The organism is Pseudoduganella violacea (assembly GCF_014191875.1).
Classification (GTDB): Bacteria; Pseudomonadota; Gammaproteobacteria; order Burkholderiales; family Burkholderiaceae_D; genus Rugamonas; species Rugamonas violacea_A.
On record NZ_JACHXD010000002.1, the window covers coordinates 349,728 to 371,904 of the forward strand.

Sequence of the window (22,177 nt, forward strand, 5' to 3'; positions counted from 1 at the left end):
TCCTGTCCGCCTTCAAATCAGCCGCAGCGTCCTGGCCTTGAGCGCCGCCGCCGCGCGGGTGGTGCAACCCAACTTGCGAAAGGCGCTTTCCACGTGGGTGCCGACGGTGCGCGGACTGATCGCCAATTGACGCGCCACTTGCTTATTGGTCTGGCCTTGGCTGATGGCGCGCAGGACTTCGCTCTCGCGCTCACTCAGGCTGATGCTGGCTGCGGCACTTGCGGATGGCGCCGCGCCGTCCTGCGCGCCGCGCAATACCTCGACCACGACGGGATGAAAGCGCCCGGCGGCCGCTTCCTGAGCAAGCAGCGCTCCAGACAACTCGCTTGAATACGCGGGACGCCAGGGACGCGCCGCTTGCAGTGCGATCCAGGCCGATGCGGCGGCCAGCACCTGGCCCTCAAGCGGCGTGACGGCGCCGATGGCGCCGCGAAAATTGCCGGAACCATCCAGCCGCTCGCCCGCGTAGGAGGCGATCTCCGCGTCCTGCGCCAAACCTTCCACTTCACGCAGCGCGCGCCAGGTCCAATACGGCGCCAGGCGCAATTGCTCGCGCACGGCCGAGGACAGTGGTCCGGCCACGCTCCAAATTTCGCTGGGGATGGCGCCACGGCCGATACCGTGTACCAGGCCGGCACGGTAGCAACGCTGCCGCACTTGTTCATCAAGCCCCATTTGGCTGGCGGCCCGTTGCGCCGCCATGGCAACGCGGCGGGAATGACCGCATAGCCAAGGCTGCTGCAGGTCGATCAGATCGGCCATCTCTTCCAGCGACAGCATGCCGTTGGGCCGCTCGCCGCATGCCGGCGGAGAGTGGTTCAAGGCCGCCACCAACCAGGATGGATGCCGTGGGATAGACAACCGCGCAGCGGCCAGGTCGCCGACAAAGGCCAGCGCCCGCAGGCATTCGGAAGTGCTGACCCAGGCCGGAGGGCATGCGGCGGTGGAGATGTTCATTGGCGGCCGACTCAATCCATAAATACATATCACAGCAATATATATCGCGATACATGTTAACAATATATGCTTTGAATATCGATGTCCAGTAAAATATGTCACGATAAGTATTTTCCATCCCAGACCTATGCGAACGCCGCCCACCACCCCGCTGGAAGACCAGTTGTGTTTCTCGCTCTACCGCGCCAACCTGGAAATCGGCCGCGCCTACCAGCCCTTGTTCGACACCCTTGGCATCACGTATCCGCAATTCCTCGTGCTTAACTCGCTGTGGGAAAAGGATGGCCGCACCGTCGGCGAGATCGCTGAGCGCCTGTCGCTCGAATCCAGCAATATCACGCCGCTGATCAAACGCCTGGAAGCGGCTGGCTTGCTGACGCGCCAGCGCAATCCCCTGGACGACCGCCAGGTACTGGTCACGCTGAGCGAAGCAGGCCGCGCGCTGCGGCAGCGCTGCTCGCTGACCGAGGTTCTGCTTGGCGCGACCGGGATGAAGCCGGAGCAGTTGACGGCGCTGAACGCCGCCGTGCAGCGCCTGTTACGCGCCATCGACAGCACAAAAGAAAAAAACTGACGCATCGGGCGAATGCCCGAGGCAGGCCCGGATTCCTTGACAGTGCATGGGGCGACGATTCAACCTGACGTCCATTAGCAACCGCCATCAAGGAAAAACAATGATCTTGGAACGACAACAGGACCGCCAATGGGCGGAAACCGCCATTCCCGGCATGCGGGTCGCCGCCGTCTGGAGCGAGAACGCCGACGGCAGCTACTTCGTCCGCTTCGACGAGGGTGCGCGCTTCCCCCTGCATGACCACGACGGCTGGGAGCAGATCCTGATGCTGAGCGGCCGCATCCGCTTCGGCGAGATCGAACTGTCCGCCGGGGACACCCTGCTGCTCAAAGAGGGCGAGCAGCATGACGCCCAGGCGCTGAGCGACGCCACCTTCTTTGTGGCCCATCGCGGCAATATCACGCTGCTGGATTGAAAGGCCGCGGGCGGCGAATCGCCGCTGTCCGGCCGCGATGCCGTATCATGGCGGCATTGATGAAGCCAGCGGCAGATATGTTCGACAAACTGAAATCCCTGTTCGGCGCCAAGGCGGCGCCCGCCCCGACCAGCTTTGATCCCGCGGCCTACCAGCCGTATCGGCAGGATGAGCTGAACCTCGTCTACAAGCTGATGTTCTGCGACGAAGCCGCGCTGTTCGCGCCAAAGGCCAGCACCCTGCCCCTGTTCGGCGACAATCCCGACCCGCAGGTGATCCGCGCCATCGCGCAGGACAGTAATGAAGAGAGCCGCGTGCGCCTGCTCGCCTTCAACTGGCTGCGCGAACGCACCTACGCCGTGCCGCCCAAGGAAGCGCTGGGCGTGGTGGTCGAAGTGCCGCTGGAAAATGGCCTGGATGTGCTGGCCGCCTATGCCGACGGCCAGGTTCAATACATCAACCAGACCGGCCGCCTGGCCGTGTTTGAAGGCAGCCCGGCCGAAGTGGTGCAGCAGGCCAAGGCACTGGTGCAAAGCGCCGCGCGCGGCCTGGCGAAAAACGCCGGCCAGGAAGGCGGCAAACTGCGCCGCCCTCCTCCCGCCGCCGGATCGCTGCGCGTCACGGTGCTGGCAGCGGACGGCCTGCATCTCAGCGAAGGCAGCTTCGCCGAACTGCATGGCAAGTCGGCCAGCGGCGCCGTGCTGAAACAGGCGCAGGCGCTGCTCGACCTGGTAGTCAGGCAGGCGAACGGATAACTTCCTGCGAAGGCGCGCTGCGCACATTGCTCACCCACCAGCTGGTGAACAGGGTCAGGCCGACGGCGATCCAGCCTGCCGTGCCGTAGCCGTAGATATGGCCATCGGCGCCGTTGACCAGGCACATGCCGCCCACCAGCGCGCCGATCCCGGTACCCATCTGCACCACCGCCATATTCGCGCTGAGGAAGGCGCCGCGCCGCGCAGGATCGGGCACCGTCGTCATCAAGGCTTGCAAGGGGATGTTCCGTCCCGACAGCAGCACCATGAAGATGGGGAAGAGACAAATAATCACCGTCAGCGACATTGGCGGCATATGCGTGATCGTCAGCATGGGAATCATGGAAGCCAGCGCCACGATGCGGTAGACCTTATGCTTGCCCGCGCTGTCCGACCAATTGCCCAGCCGGCGCGCGGTGAACAGGGTCGCAATGCCGCCCGCCAGATAAATCCAGGTGATCTCGGCCGGCTTGATGCCGAGGTTACTCACCAATACGGGCGAGATGAAGGGAATCACCATCATGCCCGCCATCGCATTCAAGCCGCTCAGCAGGAAAGCGCGCAGGTGGGCGCCGACGGTAAACAGCGCCAGCAGATTCGGCACAATCGCCGCCAGCGGCACAGGCTTGCCCAGGTGGCCGCGCAGCGAGGGCAGGAGGCTGACGCCCGCCAGCCACACCACCATCGACAGCAGCACCAGCAGATAGAAGGTGGAAGCCCAGCCATAGTGTGCCGACAGCATGACGCCCGTCGGCACGCCGGCAATCGCGGCGATGCTGAAGGAAGTCATCACGATGCCCGTGGCGTAGCCGCGCCGCTGGGGCGGAATAAGGTCGCCGATGATGGCCATGCCGATCGCGCCCATCACGCCGCCGGTCAAGCCGGCCATGGCGCGCGACAGCACCAGCACCTCGAAGTTGGGCGCCAGGGCGCAGGCCAGGTTCGATACATTAAACAGCAGGAAGACTGTCAGCAGCAGGCGCTTGCGGTCGAAGCGATCGATATAAGTGGCGGCCAGAATGCCGGACAGGCCGGCGCACCAGGCGTAGACCGAAACTGCGCTCGATACCTTGGCGGCGCTGATCGAGAAGGCGTGCATCAGCTGCGGCGCCAGCGGCATCATGACCATGAAGTCCATGATGACGGTGAATTGCGTGAAGGCCAGCAGCCAGAGAATGGCGCGCTCGCGCGCCGGGGTAAGGTGTAAGTTAGTACTCATCTTGTTCCTTCAAATCGGGCAAAGCTCAGTCGAGAGCTTCGATCTCGGCCCGCACCCGTTTCAGAATAGCGCGGATCTGCGCCAGGCGCGTTTCGGTGGTTGTGTAGTCGCGCGCCCGCAGGATGATGACCTCTTTCAAGGCATGCATCAGTGAACGCAGGTCTTCGTTTTCGTCGACCGGCTGCGAGATGCGCGCCATCACGGCGTCGACCATCTGCCGGTTCTCCGCCAGGAAGGCCTCGCCTTCGGGCGTGATCGTGTGCAGTTTCTTGTTGCCGTCGGCGCTGGCCGACACGTGGCCCATGTCCAGCAGCATGGACAGCAGGGGGTAAATGGCGCCGGGGCTGGGCGTGTAAGCCCCACCCGCGCGCTGCGCCAGTTCCTTGATGATTTCGTAACCGTGGCGCGGCTTTTCGGCGATCAGCTGCAGCACCACATAGCGCATGGCGCCGGCATCGAACATTTTGGGACCGCGTCCGCCGCCGCCGCGATGGTAGTGGCCGTGGCCGTGCATGTGGCGATGCTGTCCGCGAAAGAAATGATGCATGGTCTTACTCCTTAAGATATGTCGAATTGAGATATATCTTAAACGCTTTTTTACAGAACTCAAGCAGTTTTTTCGAACGCGAGTGGTATTATCGCCAGAGCAATATTGCCCCTACCCCATAAGTCAAACATGAAAAATCTGATCCGCTATATCGCAATGTTATCGATGGCTGCCCTGCTGGCCGCCTGCGTCTATGTCGACCAACCGGCCGGCAAGCGCCTGCCCCTGCCGCAGGAAATGGCTGGAAAATGGAATGTGGCCCTGAAGCTGGGCGGGAGAGGCAAAGACCGCCCGATCCAGGCCCGCATCGAGGGCGAAACCCTGGTGCTGCGCTGGTATGACGACGACAAGGAAGGCAAGGCCGAGCTGTATGAGCACGCCGGCCAGCGCTATCTGGCCCTGGTCAATGATGGCCGTTCCGGCGGTTATATGATGCTGCGCATCGCCGCCGCCGATGCGAGCCATATGACGCTGCAGATGATCGACCCAACGCGGGCGGAAGCGCTGCTGAAGGAAATGCAGCTGCCGGCCGAATCCAGGAACCGCTCGATGTACCGCGAGCTCATTATGGGTAAGGCCAGCATGGAAGCCCTGCTCACGCAGCATGCCGACGCCGTCTTCGACAAGACGGAGCCCATCCAGCTGACCAGGCTCGATTAAACCGCGCCGGCAGCCTTATCAGCTGTCGAGGTGGGAAATCAGCAGGCGGCGGCTTTCCTGGCTGCCGCCATTGCCTTTATGTTCCAGCACCAGGGCGGCGTTCTGCTCGTCGAGCGAAATGCCGACCGAAAGAATATCGATCAGCAGCAATTGCAGGATGCGCGAGATCATCGAGAGGAAGGTGGTGCTGTCCTCGGCGTGATCGACGGTCAGGCAGACCGTGGCCTTCTTCGCCAGCGGCGACTGGCTACTGGTAATCGCAATCACATCGGCGCCCGCCGCGCGCGCCGCCTCCACCGCCTGCAGCAGTTCCGGCAATTTGCCCGAATTGGAAATGGCGATCACCACATCGCCCGCCTGCAGCAGCTCGGCCGCCAGCGTGAACAGATGCGCGTCGCCATACAGCGAGGTAGGAATGCGGAAGCGGAAGAACTTGTGCTGGCCGTCCAGCGCCACCACGCGCGAATTGCCCATCGCGTAGAACTCCACCTTTTTCGCCTTGCTAATCAGCGCAATCGCGCGGTCCAGCGAACGCACGTCGAGCTGGTCGCGGAATTTGAGGATGGCCGACACGGTGTTGTCGATCACCTTGGCGCTCAGATCGTGGGTGCTGTCGCTGACGCGCACCTGGCTGTGGCGCACCGGAATAGCGCCGGTCAGGCTGCTGGCGAATTTCAGTTTGAAGTCGGCCAAGCCCTGGAAGCCGAGCGAGCGGCAGAAGCGGATCACGGTCGGCTGGCTCACTTCGGCCAGGCGCGCGATATCGGCAATCGGCTCATTGAGCACCAGGCGCGGCTGCTCGATCACCAGCTGCGCCACACGCTGTTCGGCCGGCGTCAGCTCGCTTTGCAGGCTTTGCACGCGGTCCATCAGCGTGTTCGCGCCGCTGCGGCCGCGCAGATGTTCGGACAGGATGGTGGCCACGCCGTAGAAGGCCGGATTCGGCGTGGTGATCACATACGTCGGGATCTCCGCCAGATAGGACGAGAAGCGGCCCTTGGCTTCAAAGCGGGCGCGGAAAGGCGACTCCAGGAACCACTCGCCCATGCGCGGCACGATGCCGCCGCCGATGAAGATACCGCCGAAGGCGCCCAGCGTCACCGCCAGGTTGGCGGCCGCGCCGCCCAGCATGGCGCAGAAGCATTCCAACACTTCCTGGCACAGCGCGTCCTGGTCTTTCAGGGCGCCGGCGATGATCTGCTGCGAAGTCAGGTCGCGCACCGCCAGGCCGTTGCGCTTGGCCAGCGCGCGGTAAATGATCTCCATGCCGGGGCCGGAAATCAGGCGCTCGTTCGATACATGGGACCAGGTCTGCCAGGCGTATTGCAGGATGAAGTATTCGCGCTCGTCGGCCGGCGCGAAGTTGGTATGGCCGCCCTCCGAGCCGAGCGTGATGAAACCGTCCACCGTGGGAATCACGCCCGAGCAGCCCAGGCCCGTGCCGGGACCGAGCACGCCGATCACCGAGTTCGCCGCCGCCGTGCCGCTGCCCACCTGCATCAGATCGGCCGGTTTCAGGCCGGGGATGGACATGGCCAGCGCCGTGAAGTCGTTCACCACCAGCAGCGTATGCAGGCCCAGTTCGCGCCGCACCTCGTCGGTGGAAAACTGCCAGTCGCGGTTGGTCATGCTGACGTAATCGCCATGCACCGGGTTGGCCAGCGCCAGCGCCGCATGGTTCAGGTTCAGGCCGGGATGGTCTTCCAGATAGCTGCGCACCAGGGGCACGATGCCGCTGAAGTCGTCGCATTGCAGCACGCGCACGGAGCGGAATTCGTCAGGCGCGGTTTGCAGCGCAAAGCGGGCATGCGTGGCGCCGATGTCGGCCAGCAGACGGGGGCCGTCGGCAAAGGCGGTGCGGCTCAGTTTAAGATCAGCGTCGGCTTGTTTCATCGTCGATTCTCTGGACAATCAATCACGGCAGAAGGCGGCAGCATACCTGAAATGCACGATGTTAAAAAGAACAAGAGCCTGCCTGGCGTCGGACTTTTAGCACGATAGTGCCAAAAAGACCTTGCTTCGCCGGAAAAACCGTCGGGGAGGGAAAGCACGCCGACTGGTGCTGGGCGCGGGCAGCGCCGCGCCGCCGGTCGCCTGAGACAGATGAGGCGTTCAGGCGGAATGGGCCGCCGGAACCGGCGCGGCGCGCTGCCGGGCATAGCTCAGGGCATCGGCCAGGTGCTCATAGCGGTAGCCGTCCAACAAATAGTAGCCGGCGGCAAAACCGATGCCCCAGCGCGCCATCTGTTCTTGCTGGGCGGGATCGGGCTGCCAGGGCGCGTCCCAGCGCGCCACGAAGGCCGGGTCAGGCCGGCAGCCCGGCCGCGCCTGGTCGAGGCGGGCATAGCTGAGCGCATCGGCAAAGTGTTCGTAACGGTATTCACGGTACAGATAGTGCCGGCCGTCGTAGCCGATTTCATGGCGCGCCGCGAGCGCCGCGTCCGGCGCGTCGGCGGACGGGATGGGAACGTTGGAGGGGCACATATACTCTCCTGGCAGGGCTTAGCGGGCACAACGCACGTGCCGGTGTTTTTGCCGATACATCTCAGCGTCGGCCATTTGCAGATAGTCAGCCAGGGAAGCGCTGGAAAAGGTGTCGCAGCTGACCACGCCCACGCTCAGCGAGACCGCCTGCGGAAAGCGGCCAGCACGGTTGAATGCGGTAACGCGGGCATGGAGGCGGGCGCGGATGGCTTCCGGCGCCGCGTCACCGAAGGCAAAGGCGGCAAATTCGTCGCCGCCGAGCCGGGCCACGACGTCGGCGTCCTGAAACGCGCTCTGAAACACGGCGGCCCCGTGGCGGATCAGCTCATCGCCGCGTTCATGGCCCAGCTCATCGTTCACCACCTTCAGCCCATCCACGTCGGCAAACACCACCGTGCAGGCCAAGGCCTGCTGCCGCGCCTGCATGAAGCCGTGTTCGGCCTGCGCAAAAAAGCCGCGCCGGTTCAGTAGACCGGTCATGCTATCCTGGCTGGCTTGATCGCGCGCTTCGGCCGTCTGCGCTACGCTGCGCCGCATTTCCGCGGCATGGTGGCGGCCGGCCTCGCGCAGCGTGGCGACGCGGGCGCTGAGACGGTCTTCCCGCCCCTGCTTGCTGTTCAAGCCGGCCAGGCAAGCCCCCGCCAGTTGCGCGATCTGCAGCAGCAACTGGCGCGTCTGCTCCAGGCAAGCGGCCGGCTGGCGGCTCTGCCAGTTCAGCAAAAGCACGCCCTCGCACGCCGCCGACGGCAACGTCACCAACAGCGTACTGCCGCCAGCCCGCTGCAGCACGGTCCCGTGGCAGTCCGGATGCCGGTCCCCATAGCCAACGCGCGACGGCGAGCCATGGGTGTGTATCAGCGCGTGCAAGGCCAGCTGGTACAGGGCGGAGTCCAACTCGGCGGGCGCCGCCCGCGCGGCGCCGGCAAAACGCAGATTTTGCGTGCTCCCCCTCTGGCGCAACATAATCATGGCTTCGTCCGCGTTGAGGCCGGCCAGGGCGGCTCCCGTGACCTCAAGGGCGGCGCGCACCGTGCTCGCCATCAGCAAATGGCGGGCCAGGGCCAGCAAATCCGGCCGGCCGGTGGGGGCGGCGCAGTCATCAGGCTCATCCATGCTGCGTTTCCGTGGCGCGCGGCGCCCCATCCTCGCCCGGCGCGATGCCGCGCAACTGCAAGGCAAGGCGCGGGTGACGGCCGGCCGCGCGCCGGTGGCGCAGATCGAACAACACCCGCATGATGGTGGGCGTATCGACCGAATAAATGCGCAACAGCGCCTCGGCGTAGTGGCGGTTGCGCACCGCCATCAGCTGGATGGCATGGTCGATCAGACCGGCCAGCTCGTGGTTGGTACGGGGCAAGGGAAAGGGCCGCGCCACCATGCGCGCCGCCTCTCTTTGGGTGGGAGCCGCAGCGATGGGCGACGGCGCCAGCCGGCTGTCACGCACGGCGGGATGCTCCTCATCCGCAGCGCGCCGCGGTCCCGCTTTCGACAGCACGCGCAAGGCCACTGGACGCGGAACATTCCGGCTGCGCATATACGCCCAGGCATTCACGCAGCCCCACAGAATATCGAGATTGAGGCCGGCATTGACGACCAGGGTCATTTGCTCATCCTTGCGTTTGCTTGCTTCCATGGTGGCGCATCTCCGCTGAGGCAGCCGCAGGGTGGCAATAGCCGGACAGCGCAGGCCGGCGGCTGAGGCCTGCGGCATAGGCAAGAATGGCGCCGGAACGGGGTTGACGACCAGACTGGAAGGGCATGCAAAAACAAACTTTGCTGGCCAGCTGCGAGGCAAAAACGTCAGGCTTTCTTTCTGGTGTAAGGGAATACCACCAGTTACCGACAATAGCATGAATGGCGGCAGGCCGGCGCTCTTTCCCGTACCGTACGCCCGCCCGTCCGCATGGGCCGCCCGCCTCCGGCGTCAGGTGGACCCGGCCCTAGGCGGCTCCGCCGGAAAGGCCATCGGCCATCCTAGCGGGCGTAGCCGAACCAGGCGCCATGCGGCGGCAGGCTGACCTGGCCGTCCACCACTTCGCCCGGCAAACCGGGATTCTCCAGCTTCTCGGCGCCGGCCGCCTCGGGCAAGGCGAAGCCGGCCGGCTGCGCGCCCAGGTTGAAGATGGCGATCACGCTGCGCTCCCCTTCCAGGTCGCGGCGCAGCGCCAGCACCGGTTCCGGTGCATCGAAGAAGACGATCTCGCCGCGCGTCAGCTGCGGCATGCTGCGGCGCCAGGCGATCATGCGGCGCGCGAAGGACAGCATGGAATCCACGTCCGCCTCCTGCACCGAGGCGGCCGCCGCGATATGCTCCGGCGCGACGGGCAGCCAAGGCTGGCCGCTGCTAAAGCCGCCGTTGGCCGCTTCGGTCCAGGCGATTGGCGTGCGGCAGCCATCGCGGCCTTTGAACTCGGGCCAGAAGGTTTTGCCGTAAGGGTCCTGGATCAACTCATAGGGCACATCGGCTTCGGTGAAGGCCAGCTCGTCGCCCTGATACAGGCAAGGCGTGCCTTTCAGCGAAAGCTGCATCGCCAGCACCAGCTTGCCGAAAGCCGGCGTTGGATGCGCGCCGCCCCAGCGCGTCATCACGCGCTGGGCATCGTGGTTGCCGACCGACCAGGAGGCCCAGCCATCCTTGACGCGCGCCTTGAAGTCCTCGACCTGGGTGCGGATATGCTTGGCGGTGCAAACGGCGGTCAGCAGATTGAAGCTGTAAGCCATGTGCAGCTTGTTGCCACCCGCCGTGTACTCGGCCATCACGGCCAGCGAATCGTCGGCCCCCACTTCGCCGATGGCGACCGCGCCGAATTCGTCCAGCAGCACGCGCAGGCGTTCGAGGAAGGCCACGTTCTCGGGCTGGCTCTTATCGTGGATATGGGCCTGCATGCCGTACGGGTTCACGTCGCTGACGGTGGCGGTGTCGCGCACCAGCGCCGGCGGATTGCTTTGCAGCGAGCGGTCGTGGAAGTGGAAGTTGCACGCATCCAGGCGCACCCCATCCACGCCGCGCTCCAGCCAGAAGCGCAGGCAATCGAGGTGGGCTTGCTGCACCTCAGGATGGTGGAAGTTCAGGTCCGGCTGGCTGACCAGGAAGTTGTGCAGGTAATACTGCTTGCGGCGTGAATCCCATTGCCACGACGAGCCGCCGAACACCGACAGCCAGTTGTTGGGCGGATTGCCGTCCGGCAGAGGATCGGCCCAGACATACCAGTCGGACTTGGCGTTGTCGCGGCTCTTGCGGCTCTCCACGAACCACGGATGCTCCTCGGCCGTATGCGACATCACCTGGTCGATCATGATCTTCAAGCCCAGGCTATGCGCCTTGGCGATCAGCTTATCGAAATCGTCCAGGGTGCCGAACAGCGGATCAACGTCGCAGTAGTCGGACACGTCGTAGCCGAAGTCGCGCATCGGCGATTTGAAGAAAGGCGAAATCCAGACGATATCCACGCCCAGTTTCGCAATGTATTCCAGGCGATCGGTGATGCCGGGCAGGTCGCCCACGCCGTCGCCGTTGGTATCGAGATAACTGCGCGGATAGACCTGATAGATGATCGCTTCGCGCCACCAGGTCGGGGACAATGCTTTGCTCACGTTAGCTTCCTTAGGAATGGGAGTGGATTTGTAGACAATATACATGATGAATACCCGATACTCAATCACCCATCAAGACTCGAAATTCAGAGTAATACATATATATTTCAAATACTTATGAATTTTCACGCCATCAATATAGGTAGCTAAACTACATAATTATCGGTATTTTTTGCCTGGTGAGCATTCATGCATACCAGTTGCCAAGCCCAAGTGCTTCGCATAGCATCCCGATCTGACAAAATCAGGAGACTTCTACATGTCACAAGCTGACCAGCACGCAGGCAACGGGCCGCTACCGCGCCAGATCCCGTACATCATCGCAAACGAAGGTTGCGAACGTTTTAGTTTTTACGGGATGCGCAATATCCTGACGCCCTTCCTGATCAGCACCCTGCTGCTGTTCATCCCACTGGAAGACCGCGCCAGCGAAGCCAAACACGTATTCCACACCTTCGTCATCGGCGTCTACTTCTTCCCGCTGCTGGGCGGCTGGCTGGCCGACCGCTTCTTCGGCAAGTACAACACCATCTTCTGGCTCAGCCTCGTGTACGTGGCCGGGCATGCCTGTCTCGCCATCTTTGAAGACAATCTGAAAGGCTTCTATTTCGGCCTGTTCCTGATTGCGCTTGGATCGGGCGGCATCAAGCCGCTGGTTTCCGCCTTCGTCGGCGACCAGTTCGACCAGACCAACAAGAAGCGCGCCAAAGTCGTGTACGACGCCTTCTACTGGATGATCAACTTCGGCTCCTTCTTCGCCTCGCTGCTGATGCCTCTGTTCCTGAAGAACTACGGCCCAGCCGTCGCCTTCGGCATTCCCGGCATCCTGATGGCCGTCGCCACCATGATCTTCTGGCTCGGGAACAAGAAGTACGTGCACGTGCAGCCGCAAAAGCACAACCCCGACTCCTTCACCAACGTCGCGCGCACTGCCCTGCTGGCGCGCAAACCGGGCCAATCGCGCCCCGGCCTGACCGTGGCGCTGATCGGCGCGGCGGCAGCCGTGGCATCGCTGTGCATGTCCTTCTCCTGGGGCTTCGTGATCGCCGCCTGTACCGCGCTGGTGCTGCTGCTGGCCTTCGGCGGCATCGGCACCGCCATGCAGCTGGAACGCGCGCGCGGCGCGCACCCGGATGAAGCCGTGGAAGGCGTGCGCGCCGTCCTGCGCATTCTGGTGGTGTTCGCGCTGGTGACGCCATTCTGGTCCCTGTTCGACCAGAAGGCATCGACCTGGATCCTTCAGGCGAACAATATGCAAAGCCCGATGCTGTCGCTGTTCGGCTGGGAATTCAAAGTGCTGCCGGCGCAGATGCAGGCCGTGAACCCACTGCTGGTGATGCTGCTGATCCCCTTCAACAACTTCGCCATCTTCCCGCTGCTGCGCAAGATCGGCATCGAACCGACCCCGCTGCGCCGTATGACCGCCGGCATCGCACTGAGCGGCCTGGCATGGATCATCATCGGCTGGATCCAGCTCTCGATGGATGCCGGCACGCCGATGTCGATCCTGTGGCAACTGCTGCCGTATGCCGTACTGACCATGGGCGAAGTGCTGGTCTCCGCCACCGGCCTCGAATTCGCCTACAGCCAGGCGCCGGCGCCGATGAAAGGCTCGATCATGAGCTTCTGGACGCTCGCCGTCACGGTTGGCAACCTGTGGGTACTGATCGTCAACTCCAGCGTCAAGAACGAAGCCGTATTGGGCCACATCGCCACCAGCGGCATGAGCGTCATCGCCTTCCAGATGTTCTTCTTCGCCGGCTTCGCCCTGCTGACCGCGCTGGCCTTCGGCCTCTACGCCACCCGCTACCGCATGGTCGACAACTACCGCAGCGACGACGGCCAGACCCAAACCTGCTACGGCACCGTCCCCACCAAATCCTGATCCTTTGATCTCCCTCAACGAATGTCCCACCCTGGTGTCAGGCACCAGAGTCGGACATTCCTTGATCTTTCTCAAAGAATGTCCGACCGTGGTGCCTGACACCAGGGTGAGACATTTTTTGATTTTGCTCAAACATTCGAGGCGGAAATCCGCACGACGGGCGTGCCGATTCCGGGAATCCGCACGGCGTATCTGATACGGTTTTTCTTGCGGCATCGCAGTAAGTGAAATAAATCAAGGACTTAGCTAATACACAAGTACTGGCATGAAAGCTGCTCTCTGGCTGGGAACAATAACCCTGCTTTGGAGACCAGCATGAACAAGCTTCACCTTTTGACCCTATCCCTCGCCACCGCTTTCTGCACCACCGCCGGTGCGCAGGAAGTGGTGCGTCTCGGTAATCTGAAATTCGCGCATTACGGCGCCGTCTCGTATATCAAGGAAATCGCACCGAAGTGCGGCATCAAGGTCGAGGAGCATGTCTTCGCCAAGGGGCCGGATGTGATGCAGGCCATCCTCGCGGGCGAACTGGATGTGGGCGCGACGGCATCCGAAGCGGCGATCGCGGGCCGCGCCAACGGCGCGCCGATTTATGTGGTGGCCGGTTTCGCCAAGGGCGGCGCGCGGCTGGTGGCGCGTCCCGATGCGGGCATCAAGTCGATCAAGGATCTGAAGGGCAAAAAAGTCGGCGTGACGCGCGGCGGTATCCATGAGGTGCTGCTGGTGGCGGAACTGGCGCAGCACGGCCTGACCGCTTCCGACCAGCCGGGCAAGGACGTGCAACTGATCTTCCTGGCTTTCGCCGACCTGAATCAGGCGCTGCTGGGCAAGAACCTGGATGCCATCATGCAGTCGGAGCCGCAATCTTCGCAAGCGATCAACAAGGGCTTCGGCGTGGAGGTGATGAAGCCTTACGACACGCCGATCGGCGAGCCGGTACGCACCATGGTGATGAGCGAAAAATTCTACAAGGAGCGCCGCGCCACCGCCGTCAAGTTCATGAACTGCTTCATGCAGGCGACCAAGACCTTCATCGACCAGAAACCGGTCGCTGAAAAATACGTGCGCGAAGTGATCTTCAAAGGCCAGATCACCAAGGACGATTTCGAAGACGCGATCAGCAATTCGCCCTACACCTACGATATCTCGGCCCAGCATATCCAGATCACCACCGACGTCATGGCCAAACACGGCATCGGCAAAATGCGCAAGCCGCCGGTCGCCACGGAATTCGTCAAGACCGATCTGCTGGACGAAGCCAAGAAAAGCCTGAACATCAAATAAGACGGAGACATCATGGCAAAGCAGAACTGGCGTGAAATCGCCGCGGGCGCCGTGGTGCCCGTTGTCGTCATCGCCCTGTGGCAGGCCAGCGCGCAGCTGGGCTGGATCAATCCGCAGGTATTGCCATCGCCGCTGGCGGTGGTGCAGAAGTGGGTGGAATACCTGCTGCCGCTGACGCCTTACGATCCAGCGGCCGGCATGTCCTGGCTGGGCTGGGCGCTGTCGGGCGAGCTGCTGACCGATACGCTGAGCAGCATGTACCGCGTGGTGGTCGGTTTCGCGGTCGGCGCCGGCCTGGCCCTGCCCTTTGGCCTGCTGATGGGTTCCAGCCCGCGCATGTATGCCTGGCTAAATCCACTGATGCAGGTGCTGCGTCCGATCCCGCCGATCGCCTATATTCCGCTGGCGATCCTGTGGTTCGGCCTGGGTAACGCGCCGGCCGTGTTCCTGATTGCGCTGGGCGCCTTCTTCCCGGTGCTGATGAACACCATCGCCGGCGTGCGCCAGGTCGACGGCATCTACATCCGCGCCGCGCGCAATCTGGGCGTCAGCCAGCGCACCATGTTCGTGCGCGTGATGCTGCCGGCGGCCGTGCCTTACATCCTGTCCGGCGTGCGCATCGGCATCGGCACCGCGTTTATCGTGGTGATCGTGTCCGAGATGATCGCCGTGAACAATGGCCTGGGCTTCCGCATCCTCGAAGCGCGCGAATACTTCTGGTCCGACAAGATCATCGCCGGCATGATTTCGATCGGCCTGCTTGGCCTGATCATCGACGTGGGCATGAACAAACTGAATAACCATCTGCTGCGCTGGCACCGCGGCCTGGAGAACTGAGATGAGCCATATCACCGTTAAAGGCGTCAACAAAGTATTCAAGACCGACAGCCGCGAAGTGGTCGCGCTGAAGGACATCAATCTGCATATCCCGCAGGGACAATTCGTCTGCCTGCTCGGCCCATCGGGCTGCGGCAAGTCGACGCTGCTGAATGCGATTGCCGGCTTCTCGCTGCCTTCGAGCGGCGAAATCACGGCCGATGCGCAACTGATCACCGGGCCAGGGCCGGAGCGCGGCATGGTGTTCCAGGAATACGCGCTGTTCCCATGGATGACCGTGGAGAAGAACATCGCCTTCGGCCTGGAAGTCAAAGGCATGGCCAAGGACAAGATCGAGCAGACGGTATCGCAGTTATTAAGCATGCTGTCGCTGAGCGACTTCCGCCACCGCTATCCGAAAGACCTGTCAGGCGGCATGCGCCAGCGTGTAGCGATTGCCCGCGTGCTGGCCCTGGACTCGCCGATCATGCTGATGGACGAACCTTTCGGCGCGCTGGATGCGCTGACCCGCCGCAATCTGCAGGACGAGCTGCTGCGCATCTGGTCCGAGCTGAAAAAGACCATCATCTTCGTCACCCATAGTATCGAAGAAGCGATCTACCTGGCCGACCGCATCATCGTCATGACCTACCGTCCCGGCACGGTCAAGCGCGACATTCTGGTCGACCTGCCCCGCCTGCGCGACCCCGCCTCAGCCGAATTCAACGCCCTCAAGCGCGAACTCGGCCAGCTCGTGATGGAAGAGCAGCAGCGCCACCACAACGACGAAATGCGCCTCGCCGCCGTTGATTAATATCAAACAATGTCCCACCCTGGTGTCAGGCACGGGGGTAGGACATTTTTTGCGAAAAATCAAAGAATGTCCGACTCTGGTGCCTGACACCAGGGTGGGACATTTGTTGAGGCAGATCAAACTGTGGGGTGGCGTTGTAGAATTCGGGATGCGCGCGAGAAACTCATTTTTATTGGTGGTGGGGCTGTTTGGGGTCGTGGCGGCCGTGGCGGCGGCGTTCTGGTTTGGGACGCTGCGGGCGCGTGAGGAATCGCTGCTGCAGGGCCATCGCCAGCTGCAGTTGATGGCGCCGGATTTGCAGTCGGTGCTGCAGCGTTTTGAAACGCTGCCCTTTGTGTTGGCGCGGCAGCCGGATCTGGCGAATGCGCTGGCCCATCCCAACGATCCGGCGGCGATCGCGCGCTTGAACGGTACGCTGCAAACTATTCAGCAGCAGGCCAAGGTTGGCGCGCTGTATCTGATGGACCGTAATGGTCTGACTTTGGGTGCGAGCAATTGGGATCAGCCGCTCGGCTTCGTCGGGAAGAATTTCTCTTATCGTCCTTATTTTCATGCGGCGCTGCGCGGACACGCGGGGCTGTTTTATGGCATCGGCACCAGCACGTCGGAGGCGGGTTACTTTATCGCGCAGCCGGTGTATGCGAACGGCAGCGCGGGCGGCCCGGTGGCAGGCGTCATCGCGGTCAAAATCAGTCTGGCGGAGTTTGAACGTACCTGGAGCAGCAGCGATGATCCAATCGCGCTGGCTGACCGCCATGGCGTGGTCTTCCTCAGCAACCGCGAGGATTGGAAGTATCACAGCCTGCATCCCTTGCGCGAGGCCACGCTGGCCGAGTTGAATCACACGCAGCAGTACACCGGCAAGAACCTCACGCCCTTGCAGCAGACGCCCGGCCCCTTCGTCACCCTGCCGGTGGGACGCCTGGGTTGGCAGCTGATGTTGTTCCCAAACCAGTCGCGCGTCACGCGCGTGGGTACGCTGTGGGCGCTGGCGACGGCCTTGCTGCTGGCGTTTGCCGCGGCTTCGCTGTGGGCGCTGCATCAACGCCGCCGCCGCATGGAGGAGCGCCTGGCTTCGCGCGAAGCGCTGCAGCAGGCGGCGCAGGAGCTGGAGAGCCGCATCGCGCAACGCACGCAGCAGCTGAGCGAGACGAATCAGCATTTGGAAACCAAGTACCACACGCTGCAACAGACGGAGCATATGCTGCGTTCGACGCAAAATGAGCTGGTGCAGGCGGGGAAGCTAGCGATGCTGGGCCAGATGGCGGCCGGGATCACGCATGAATTGAACCAGCCTTTGGCGGCGATCCGCGCTTTCGCCGACAATGCGCGCACTTATCTTGAACGCGGCCAGCCGGAGCAGGCGGCCAGTAATCTGGTGCACATCGGCGCGGCCAGTGCGCGCATGGGCGCCATCATCGGCCAGTTGAAGGGCTTTGCGCGCAAGGACCAGAATGTGGCGGCGGTCGATCTGGCGCATTCGGTGCGCGCTTCGGCCTTCCTACTGGAGAGCGAGTTCCAGCGCCGCGAGGCGCTGCTCGACATCGATACCGGCGCGGGCGCGATGATCGTGGCTGGCGATGCGGTGCGTATCGAGCAGGTGCTGATTAATCTGCTGCGCAATGCGCTCGATGCGGTGGAGACGTCGCCGCTGCGGCGCGTCCACCTGATTTTGAGCCGCGAGGACGGTCAGGCCGTGGTGCGCATCAGCGATAGCGGCGAAGGCATTCCCGAGCAGGTGGCGGCCCATCTGTTCGAACCGTTTTTCACAACCAAACCGTCCGGCAAGGGGCTGGGGCTTGGCCTGGCAATTTCATCGTCTATCGTGCAGGCGATGAATGGACAATTGAGGGCGTATAACCGCCCCGAAGGCGGCGCCGAATTCGAGATGCGCCTGCCGCTGCAAACCGAAGGAGGCACGATTTGAGTGCGCTGCAAGCGATCCTGGTAGAGGATGAAGCCACCCTGCGCATGGCAACCGCGCAGACACTGGAGCTAGGCGGCTTTGCCGTGCAAGCCTGCGCCAGCGCGGAGGAGGCCTTGTCCCTGCTGCGCGCCGATTATGCTGGCGTGATCGTGACCGATGTGCGCCTGCCGGGACGTTCCGGCCTGGAGCTGCTGGCTCAGGTGGTGGCGCTGGATGCGGAGTTGCCGGTGATCGTCGTGACCGGCCATGGCGATGTGAGCATGGCGGTGATGGCGATGCGCGGCGGCGCTTACGATTTCATCGAGAAGCCTTTCGCTTCCGAGCGGCTGATGGATGCGGTCGGCCGCGCCCAGGAGCGCCGCCGCCTGGTGCTGGAGAACCGCCAACTGCGCGCGGCGCGCGCCCTGCATCCCGATACGCCGGATCTGATCGGCCGCTCCGAGGCCATCGAACGTCTCAAGCTCCTGATCCGCAATATCGGGCCAGCCGGCGTCGATGTGCTGATAAACGGGCAGACCGGCACCGGCAAGGAAGTGGCGGCGCGGCTGCTGCACGCGGCCAGTGGGCGCAGGGGCAATTTCGTAGCGATCAATTGCGGCGCGCTGCCCGAGTCGGTATTCGAGAGCGAAATCTTCGGACATGAGCCGGGCGCTTTCACCGGCGCTCAGAAGCGCCGCATCGGCAAGCTGGAATACGCCAACGGCGGCACGGTCTTCCTCGACGAAATCGAGACCATGCCCATAGCCTTGCAGGTCAAGTTATTGCGCGTACTGCAGGAGCGCCGCCTTGAACGCCTGGGCGCAAACGAAGGGGTGGAGCTGGATTGCCGCATCGTCGCCGCCTCCAAGGCCGATCTGCTGCAACTAAGCGCGCAGGGGCTGTTCCGCGAAGACCTGTATTACCGCATCGGCGTAGTCAACATAGATCTGCCGCGCCTGCGCGAGCGGCGCGAGGATATTCCACTGCTGCTGGCCCACTTCGTGCAGGAGGCAGCGCTGCGCTATCAGCGCCCCTTGCCAACATGGACGACGCAGGAGATGGAAGGCTGGCAGGCCGCCGACTGGCCGGGCAATGTGCGCGAACTACGCAATTTCGCGGAACGCCTGACGCTGGGCCTCGCGCCGATGCTGCTCGCCCCCACACCACGCGTAGTCACCGCCGAACCATCAGCGCAAAGCGCAGCCACCCTGTCCGAAAACGACGCCGCCTGCAATGATGCCGCCCTGCCCATGCAGGTCGATGCGTTCGAGCGCAAGCTGATTTTGCGCGCCATCGACGCCGCCGAAGGCAACGTCGCCCTCGCCGCCGACAACCTGATGATCCCCCGCAAAACCCTCTACGACAAACTCAAGAAGTACCAGATCGGCACCGGCCGGAAATAGCCCTGTTGCGACGAATTAGTAGTGCGGCTACATAAATTGGATTACCATACAGGTGATTCAGGCCTCATCGGAGCGCCAATATGTAGCTAAACTACCAAATTCGCTGGAGACAAGGTTTATGGCAGAGAAGGTACTGCGCGGGCGTCGGCACGCTCTGAAATGGTCGTTGGGAGCATCACTGGTGCTGGCCGCTTTTGGCGCGCAGGCGCAGACACATGGCATGCAGCTGGCCAGCTGCGATGCGCCATTCCAGCAGATGCTGCAGGCCTCGCAGACTTTCGATGCGCGCGCCGTCTGGCTCGACCGCCATCTGATTAAATGGCCTGGCGCGGACAGCAAGGCGCAGTTCAAGCTATACCACTCGGCGCAAGGCCTGCTGAATGCGAAGCCTGGCGCCAAGGTCGGCGGCGCCGACGGCGCGCTGACGCTGAAGGCGCACGATGCGGCGCTATCCGCCGAACTTCAGCAGCGCTTTAAATATCTGGGCCACGCGCCGGTTCTAAGCCTGCAAGCGGCCGATGCCGCCAAACTGCCGGAACTGCTCAAGCAGCAGGTACTGATCGTGCAGGAGAACGCGGACGGCACGGTGCGCGACGTCACCGGCCTGCAAACGGCCAGCGCGCTGGACGACCTGTACGCCGCAGCCCAACAGGCGCAAGACCTCGGCGCGACCGTCCATAAGACCAGCACCAGCTTCCGCCTGTGGGCGCCGAGCGCGCGCCAGGTCGCCGTGTGCAGCTACGACACCGGCTACGGCAAGGCCGCTCGCATTGAACCGATGCGCTTCGACGCCAAGACCGGCATCTGGTCAATCAGCAAACGTGGACGCCATGCCGGCAAGTACTACAGCTATCTGGTGGATGTGCACGCGCCGAGCGCTGGCCTGGTGCGCAATCTCGTCACCGATCCTTACTCCGTCAGCCTGACCACGGATTCCAAGCGCAGCTATATCGCCGATCTGGATGATCCGAAGCTGAAACCGAGAGGCTGGGACCAGCACCGCTCCCCCGCCCGCGTGCAGGCGCAGCCCGATATGTCGATCTACGAGCTGCATGTGCGCGACTTCTCGATCAACGACGCCAGCGTGAGCACGCCGAATCGCGGCAAGTATGCAGCCTTCAAGGAAAGCAGCTCGAACGGCATGCGCCATCTGGCAGCGCTGAGCAAGGCCGGTATGACCGATATCCACCTGCTGCCCGTGTACGACATCGGCAGCGTGCCGGAGAAGGGCTGCGCCGTCCCTGCCCCGCAAGGTGTGCCGGACAGCGATACCCAGCAAGCCACGGTCATGGCGGCGCACAAAAGCGACTGCTACAACTGGGGCTACGACCCCTACCACTACAACGCGCCGGAAGGCAGCTACAGCAGCGACCCGGCCGATGGCGCACGCCGCATCAGCGAGTTCCGCGACATGGTGATGGCGCTGCATAAGACCGGCCTGCGCGTGGGCATGGACGTGGTGTACAACCACACCTATATCGCGGGCCAGGATGAAAAATCGGTGCTGGACCGCATCGTGCCCGGCTACTACCACCGCCTGAACCTCAAAGGCGAAATCGAACGTTCCACCTGCTGCTACAACACGGCCACCGAGAACCGCATGATGGGCAAGCTGATGGTGGATTCGGCCGAGCTGTGGACGCGCCATTACCGCATCGATTCCTTCCGCTTCGACCTGATGGGCCACCAGCCGCGCTCCGTGATGGAAACACTGCAGGCGCGCGTCAACAAGGCGGCCGGTCATCACATCAATCTGATCGGCGAAGGCTGGAATTTCGGCGAGGTGGAAAATGGCGCGCGCTTCGTGCAGGCATCGCAGCTGTCGTTGAACGGCAGCGGTATCGGCACCTTCAGCGACCGTGCGCGCGATGCCGTGCGCGGCGGTGGCGCGGGCGATTCCGGCGAGCGCATGTTCTCGCAGCAGGGCTATATCAATGGCCTGGTGTATGACGCCAATGCCATGGCCGGCCCGCGTCCGCTGGCCGACCTGCTGAAAGCATCCGATCTGGTGAAGGTGGGGCTGGCCGGCTCGATCCGCAGCTATCCGCTGCAAACCCATACCGGCGAGGTACGCGAGCTGCAAGCCATCGATTATGCAGGCCAGCCGGCCGGTTACGTCAGCCAGCCCGGCGAAGTGGTCAACTATGTGGAAAACCACGACAACCAGACCCTGTACGACGCCAACACCATGAAGCTGCCGCTGAACACCAGCAGCGCCGACCGCGCCCGCGTGCAGGTTCTGGCTGCAGCCATCAATGCCTTCAGCCAGGGCGTGGCCTATTATCACGCGGGCTTTGACGTGCTGCGCTCCAAATCGCTGGACCGCAACAGCTTCGAATCGGGCGACTGGTTCAACCGCCTGGACTGGACTTACCGCGACAACTACTTCGGCACCGGCCTGCCGCCCGCCGCCGACAATGGCAAGGACTATGCGCTACTGCGTCCGCTGCTGGCGAATGCCGCGCTCAAACCAAGTCCCGAGGATATCGCGTTCACCCGCGACGCCTTCCGCGACTTGCTGAAAATCCGCGCCAGCAGCACCCTGTTCCGCCTGCGCACAGCGGAAGACATCAAGCAGCGCCTGCACTTCCTGAACACTGGCCCTTCGCAGGCACCAACCGTGATCGCCGCCCATATCGATGGCAATGGCTACGCGGGCGCGGGCTTCAAGTCCGTGACTTATCTGATCAACGTTGGCAAGTCCGAGCAAAGCATCGCGGACCAGGCTGGCAAGTCCTTCCGCCTGCATCCGGTGCACAGCAGCGCCAGCGCGGCCGACAAGCGCGCAGCGCAAGCCCGCTACGATGCCGCCAGCGGCCGTTTTACCGTTCCCGCCCGCGCGGCGGTTGTTTTCGTCGAATAAA

Annotated in this window: 19 protein-coding genes; 11 read left to right on the forward strand and 8 right to left on the reverse strand. The window is 63.1% G+C overall.

The genetic code is table 11. The features are described from left to right. Window positions 1-12 precede the first annotated feature (12 nt). On the reverse strand, window positions 13-957 hold the full coding sequence (locus FHS03_RS04685; RefSeq protein WP_183439842.1) for an HD domain-containing phosphohydrolase: 945 nt from the start codon (window positions 955-957) through the stop codon (window positions 13-15). 127 nt (window positions 958-1,084) lie between these two features. Here FHS03_RS04685 and FHS03_RS04690 point away from each other — a divergent pair, with 127 nt between their 5' ends. From FHS03_RS04690 to FHS03_RS04700, 3 genes are all read left to right on the forward strand, one after another. Then, window positions 1,085-1,531, forward strand: a complete 447-nt coding sequence (locus FHS03_RS04690) for a MarR family winged helix-turn-helix transcriptional regulator (RefSeq protein ID WP_183439843.1) — start codon at window positions 1,085-1,087, stop codon at window positions 1,529-1,531. A gap of 100 nt (window positions 1,532-1,631) precedes the next feature. Beyond that, a complete protein-coding gene (locus FHS03_RS04695; RefSeq protein WP_183439844.1) occupies window positions 1,632-1,946 on the forward strand; it encodes a cupin domain-containing protein in 315 nt (104 codons plus the stop codon). Between the two features lie 59 nt (window positions 1,947-2,005). Further along, window positions 2,006-2,701, forward strand: coding sequence for a hypothetical protein (locus FHS03_RS04700; protein WP_183439845.1), 696 nt, complete (start codon window positions 2,006-2,008; stop codon window positions 2,699-2,701). Here FHS03_RS04700 and FHS03_RS04705 read toward each other — a convergent pair. Together FHS03_RS04705 and FHS03_RS04710 are read right to left on the reverse strand one after the other, a co-directional pair. After that, window positions 2,682-3,920 (reverse strand): MFS transporter, encoded by a 1,239-nt coding sequence (locus tag FHS03_RS04705; RefSeq protein WP_183439846.1) that lies wholly within the window; start codon window positions 3,918-3,920, stop codon window positions 2,682-2,684. The two genes, FHS03_RS04700 and FHS03_RS04705, sit on opposite strands and share 20 nt — an antisense overlap. Window positions 3,921-3,945: 25 nt before the next feature. Continuing rightward, window positions 3,946-4,467 carry a PadR family transcriptional regulator gene (locus FHS03_RS04710; RefSeq protein ID WP_229426060.1) on the reverse strand — a complete coding sequence of 174 codons (522 nt, stop codon included), beginning with the start codon at window positions 4,465-4,467 and terminating at the stop codon, window positions 3,946-3,948. A 129-nt stretch (window positions 4,468-4,596) separates the two neighbouring features. Here FHS03_RS04710 and FHS03_RS04715 point away from each other — a divergent pair, with 129 nt between their 5' ends. After that, entirely contained in the window at window positions 4,597-5,127 is a 531-nt protein-coding gene (locus tag FHS03_RS04715) for a hypothetical protein (RefSeq protein WP_183439847.1), read from the forward strand. Between the two features lie 18 nt (window positions 5,128-5,145). On the opposite strand, the gene FHS03_RS04720 is transcribed toward FHS03_RS04715, so the two are convergent. The 5 genes from FHS03_RS04720 to FHS03_RS04740 all read right to left on the reverse strand — a co-directional run bounded on the left by FHS03_RS04720 (window position 5,146) and on the right by FHS03_RS04740 (window position 11,250). Next, a complete protein-coding gene (locus FHS03_RS04720; protein ID WP_183439848.1) occupies window positions 5,146-7,020 on the reverse strand; it encodes a glucokinase in 1,875 nt (624 codons plus the stop codon). A 219-nt stretch (window positions 7,021-7,239) separates the two neighbouring features. After that, window positions 7,240-7,611: a hypothetical protein gene (locus FHS03_RS04725; RefSeq protein ID WP_183439849.1), complete on the reverse strand. Its 372-nt coding sequence runs from the start codon at window positions 7,609-7,611 to the stop codon at window positions 7,240-7,242. An 18-nt stretch (window positions 7,612-7,629) separates the two neighbouring features. After that, window positions 7,630-8,724 (reverse strand): GGDEF domain-containing protein, encoded by a 1,095-nt coding sequence (locus tag FHS03_RS04730; RefSeq protein ID WP_183439850.1) that lies wholly within the window; start codon window positions 8,722-8,724, stop codon window positions 7,630-7,632. Then, the gene (locus FHS03_RS04735) at window positions 8,717-9,244 is read right to left on the reverse strand and encodes a hypothetical protein (RefSeq protein WP_183439851.1); all 528 of its coding nucleotides are present in this window, start codon (window positions 9,242-9,244) and stop codon (window positions 8,717-8,719) included. Before FHS03_RS04735 ends, FHS03_RS04730 begins: the two co-directional genes overlap by 8 nt. A 341-nt stretch (window positions 9,245-9,585) precedes the next feature. After that, window positions 9,586-11,250 (reverse strand): alpha-glucosidase, encoded by a 1,665-nt coding sequence (locus FHS03_RS04740; RefSeq protein ID WP_183439852.1) that lies wholly within the window; start codon window positions 11,248-11,250, stop codon window positions 9,586-9,588. Window positions 11,251-11,464: 214 nt separating this feature from the next. On the opposite strand from FHS03_RS04740, the gene FHS03_RS04745 reads away from it, so the two are divergent. The 7 genes from FHS03_RS04745 to FHS03_RS04775 all read left to right on the forward strand — a co-directional run bounded on the left by FHS03_RS04745 (window position 11,465) and on the right by FHS03_RS04775 (window position 22,176). Next, window positions 11,465-13,090, forward strand: a complete 1,626-nt coding sequence (locus FHS03_RS04745; protein ID WP_183439853.1) for a POT-type proton-dependent oligopeptide transporter — start codon at window positions 11,465-11,467, stop codon at window positions 13,088-13,090. Window positions 13,091-13,405: 315 nt separating this feature from the next. After that, a complete protein-coding gene (locus tag FHS03_RS04750; protein ID WP_183439854.1) occupies window positions 13,406-14,374 on the forward strand; it encodes an ABC transporter substrate-binding protein in 969 nt (322 codons plus the stop codon). Between the two features lie 12 nt (window positions 14,375-14,386). Continuing rightward, the gene (locus FHS03_RS04755; protein ID WP_050411787.1) at window positions 14,387-15,211 is read left to right on the forward strand and encodes an ABC transporter permease; all 825 of its coding nucleotides are present in this window, start codon (window positions 14,387-14,389) and stop codon (window positions 15,209-15,211) included. A 1-nt stretch (window position 15,212) separates the two neighbouring features. Further along, a complete protein-coding gene (locus FHS03_RS04760) occupies window positions 15,213-16,004 on the forward strand; it encodes an ABC transporter ATP-binding protein (RefSeq protein ID WP_183439855.1) in 792 nt (263 codons plus the stop codon). A 148-nt stretch (window positions 16,005-16,152) separates the two neighbouring features. Continuing rightward, on the forward strand, window positions 16,153-17,931 hold the full coding sequence (locus FHS03_RS04765) for a sensor histidine kinase (protein ID WP_183439856.1): 1,779 nt from the start codon (window positions 16,153-16,155) through the stop codon (window positions 17,929-17,931). Window positions 17,932-17,975: 44 nt separating this feature from the next. Beyond that, window positions 17,976-19,313, forward strand: a complete 1,338-nt coding sequence (locus FHS03_RS04770) for a sigma-54-dependent transcriptional regulator (protein ID WP_229426081.1) — start codon at window positions 17,976-17,978, stop codon at window positions 19,311-19,313. Between the two features lie 166 nt (window positions 19,314-19,479). Beyond that, the gene (locus FHS03_RS04775) at window positions 19,480-22,176 is read left to right on the forward strand and encodes an alpha-1,6-glucosidase domain-containing protein (RefSeq protein WP_371871589.1); all 2,697 of its coding nucleotides are present in this window, start codon (window positions 19,480-19,482) and stop codon (window positions 22,174-22,176) included. Window position 22,177 lies beyond the last annotated feature (1 nt).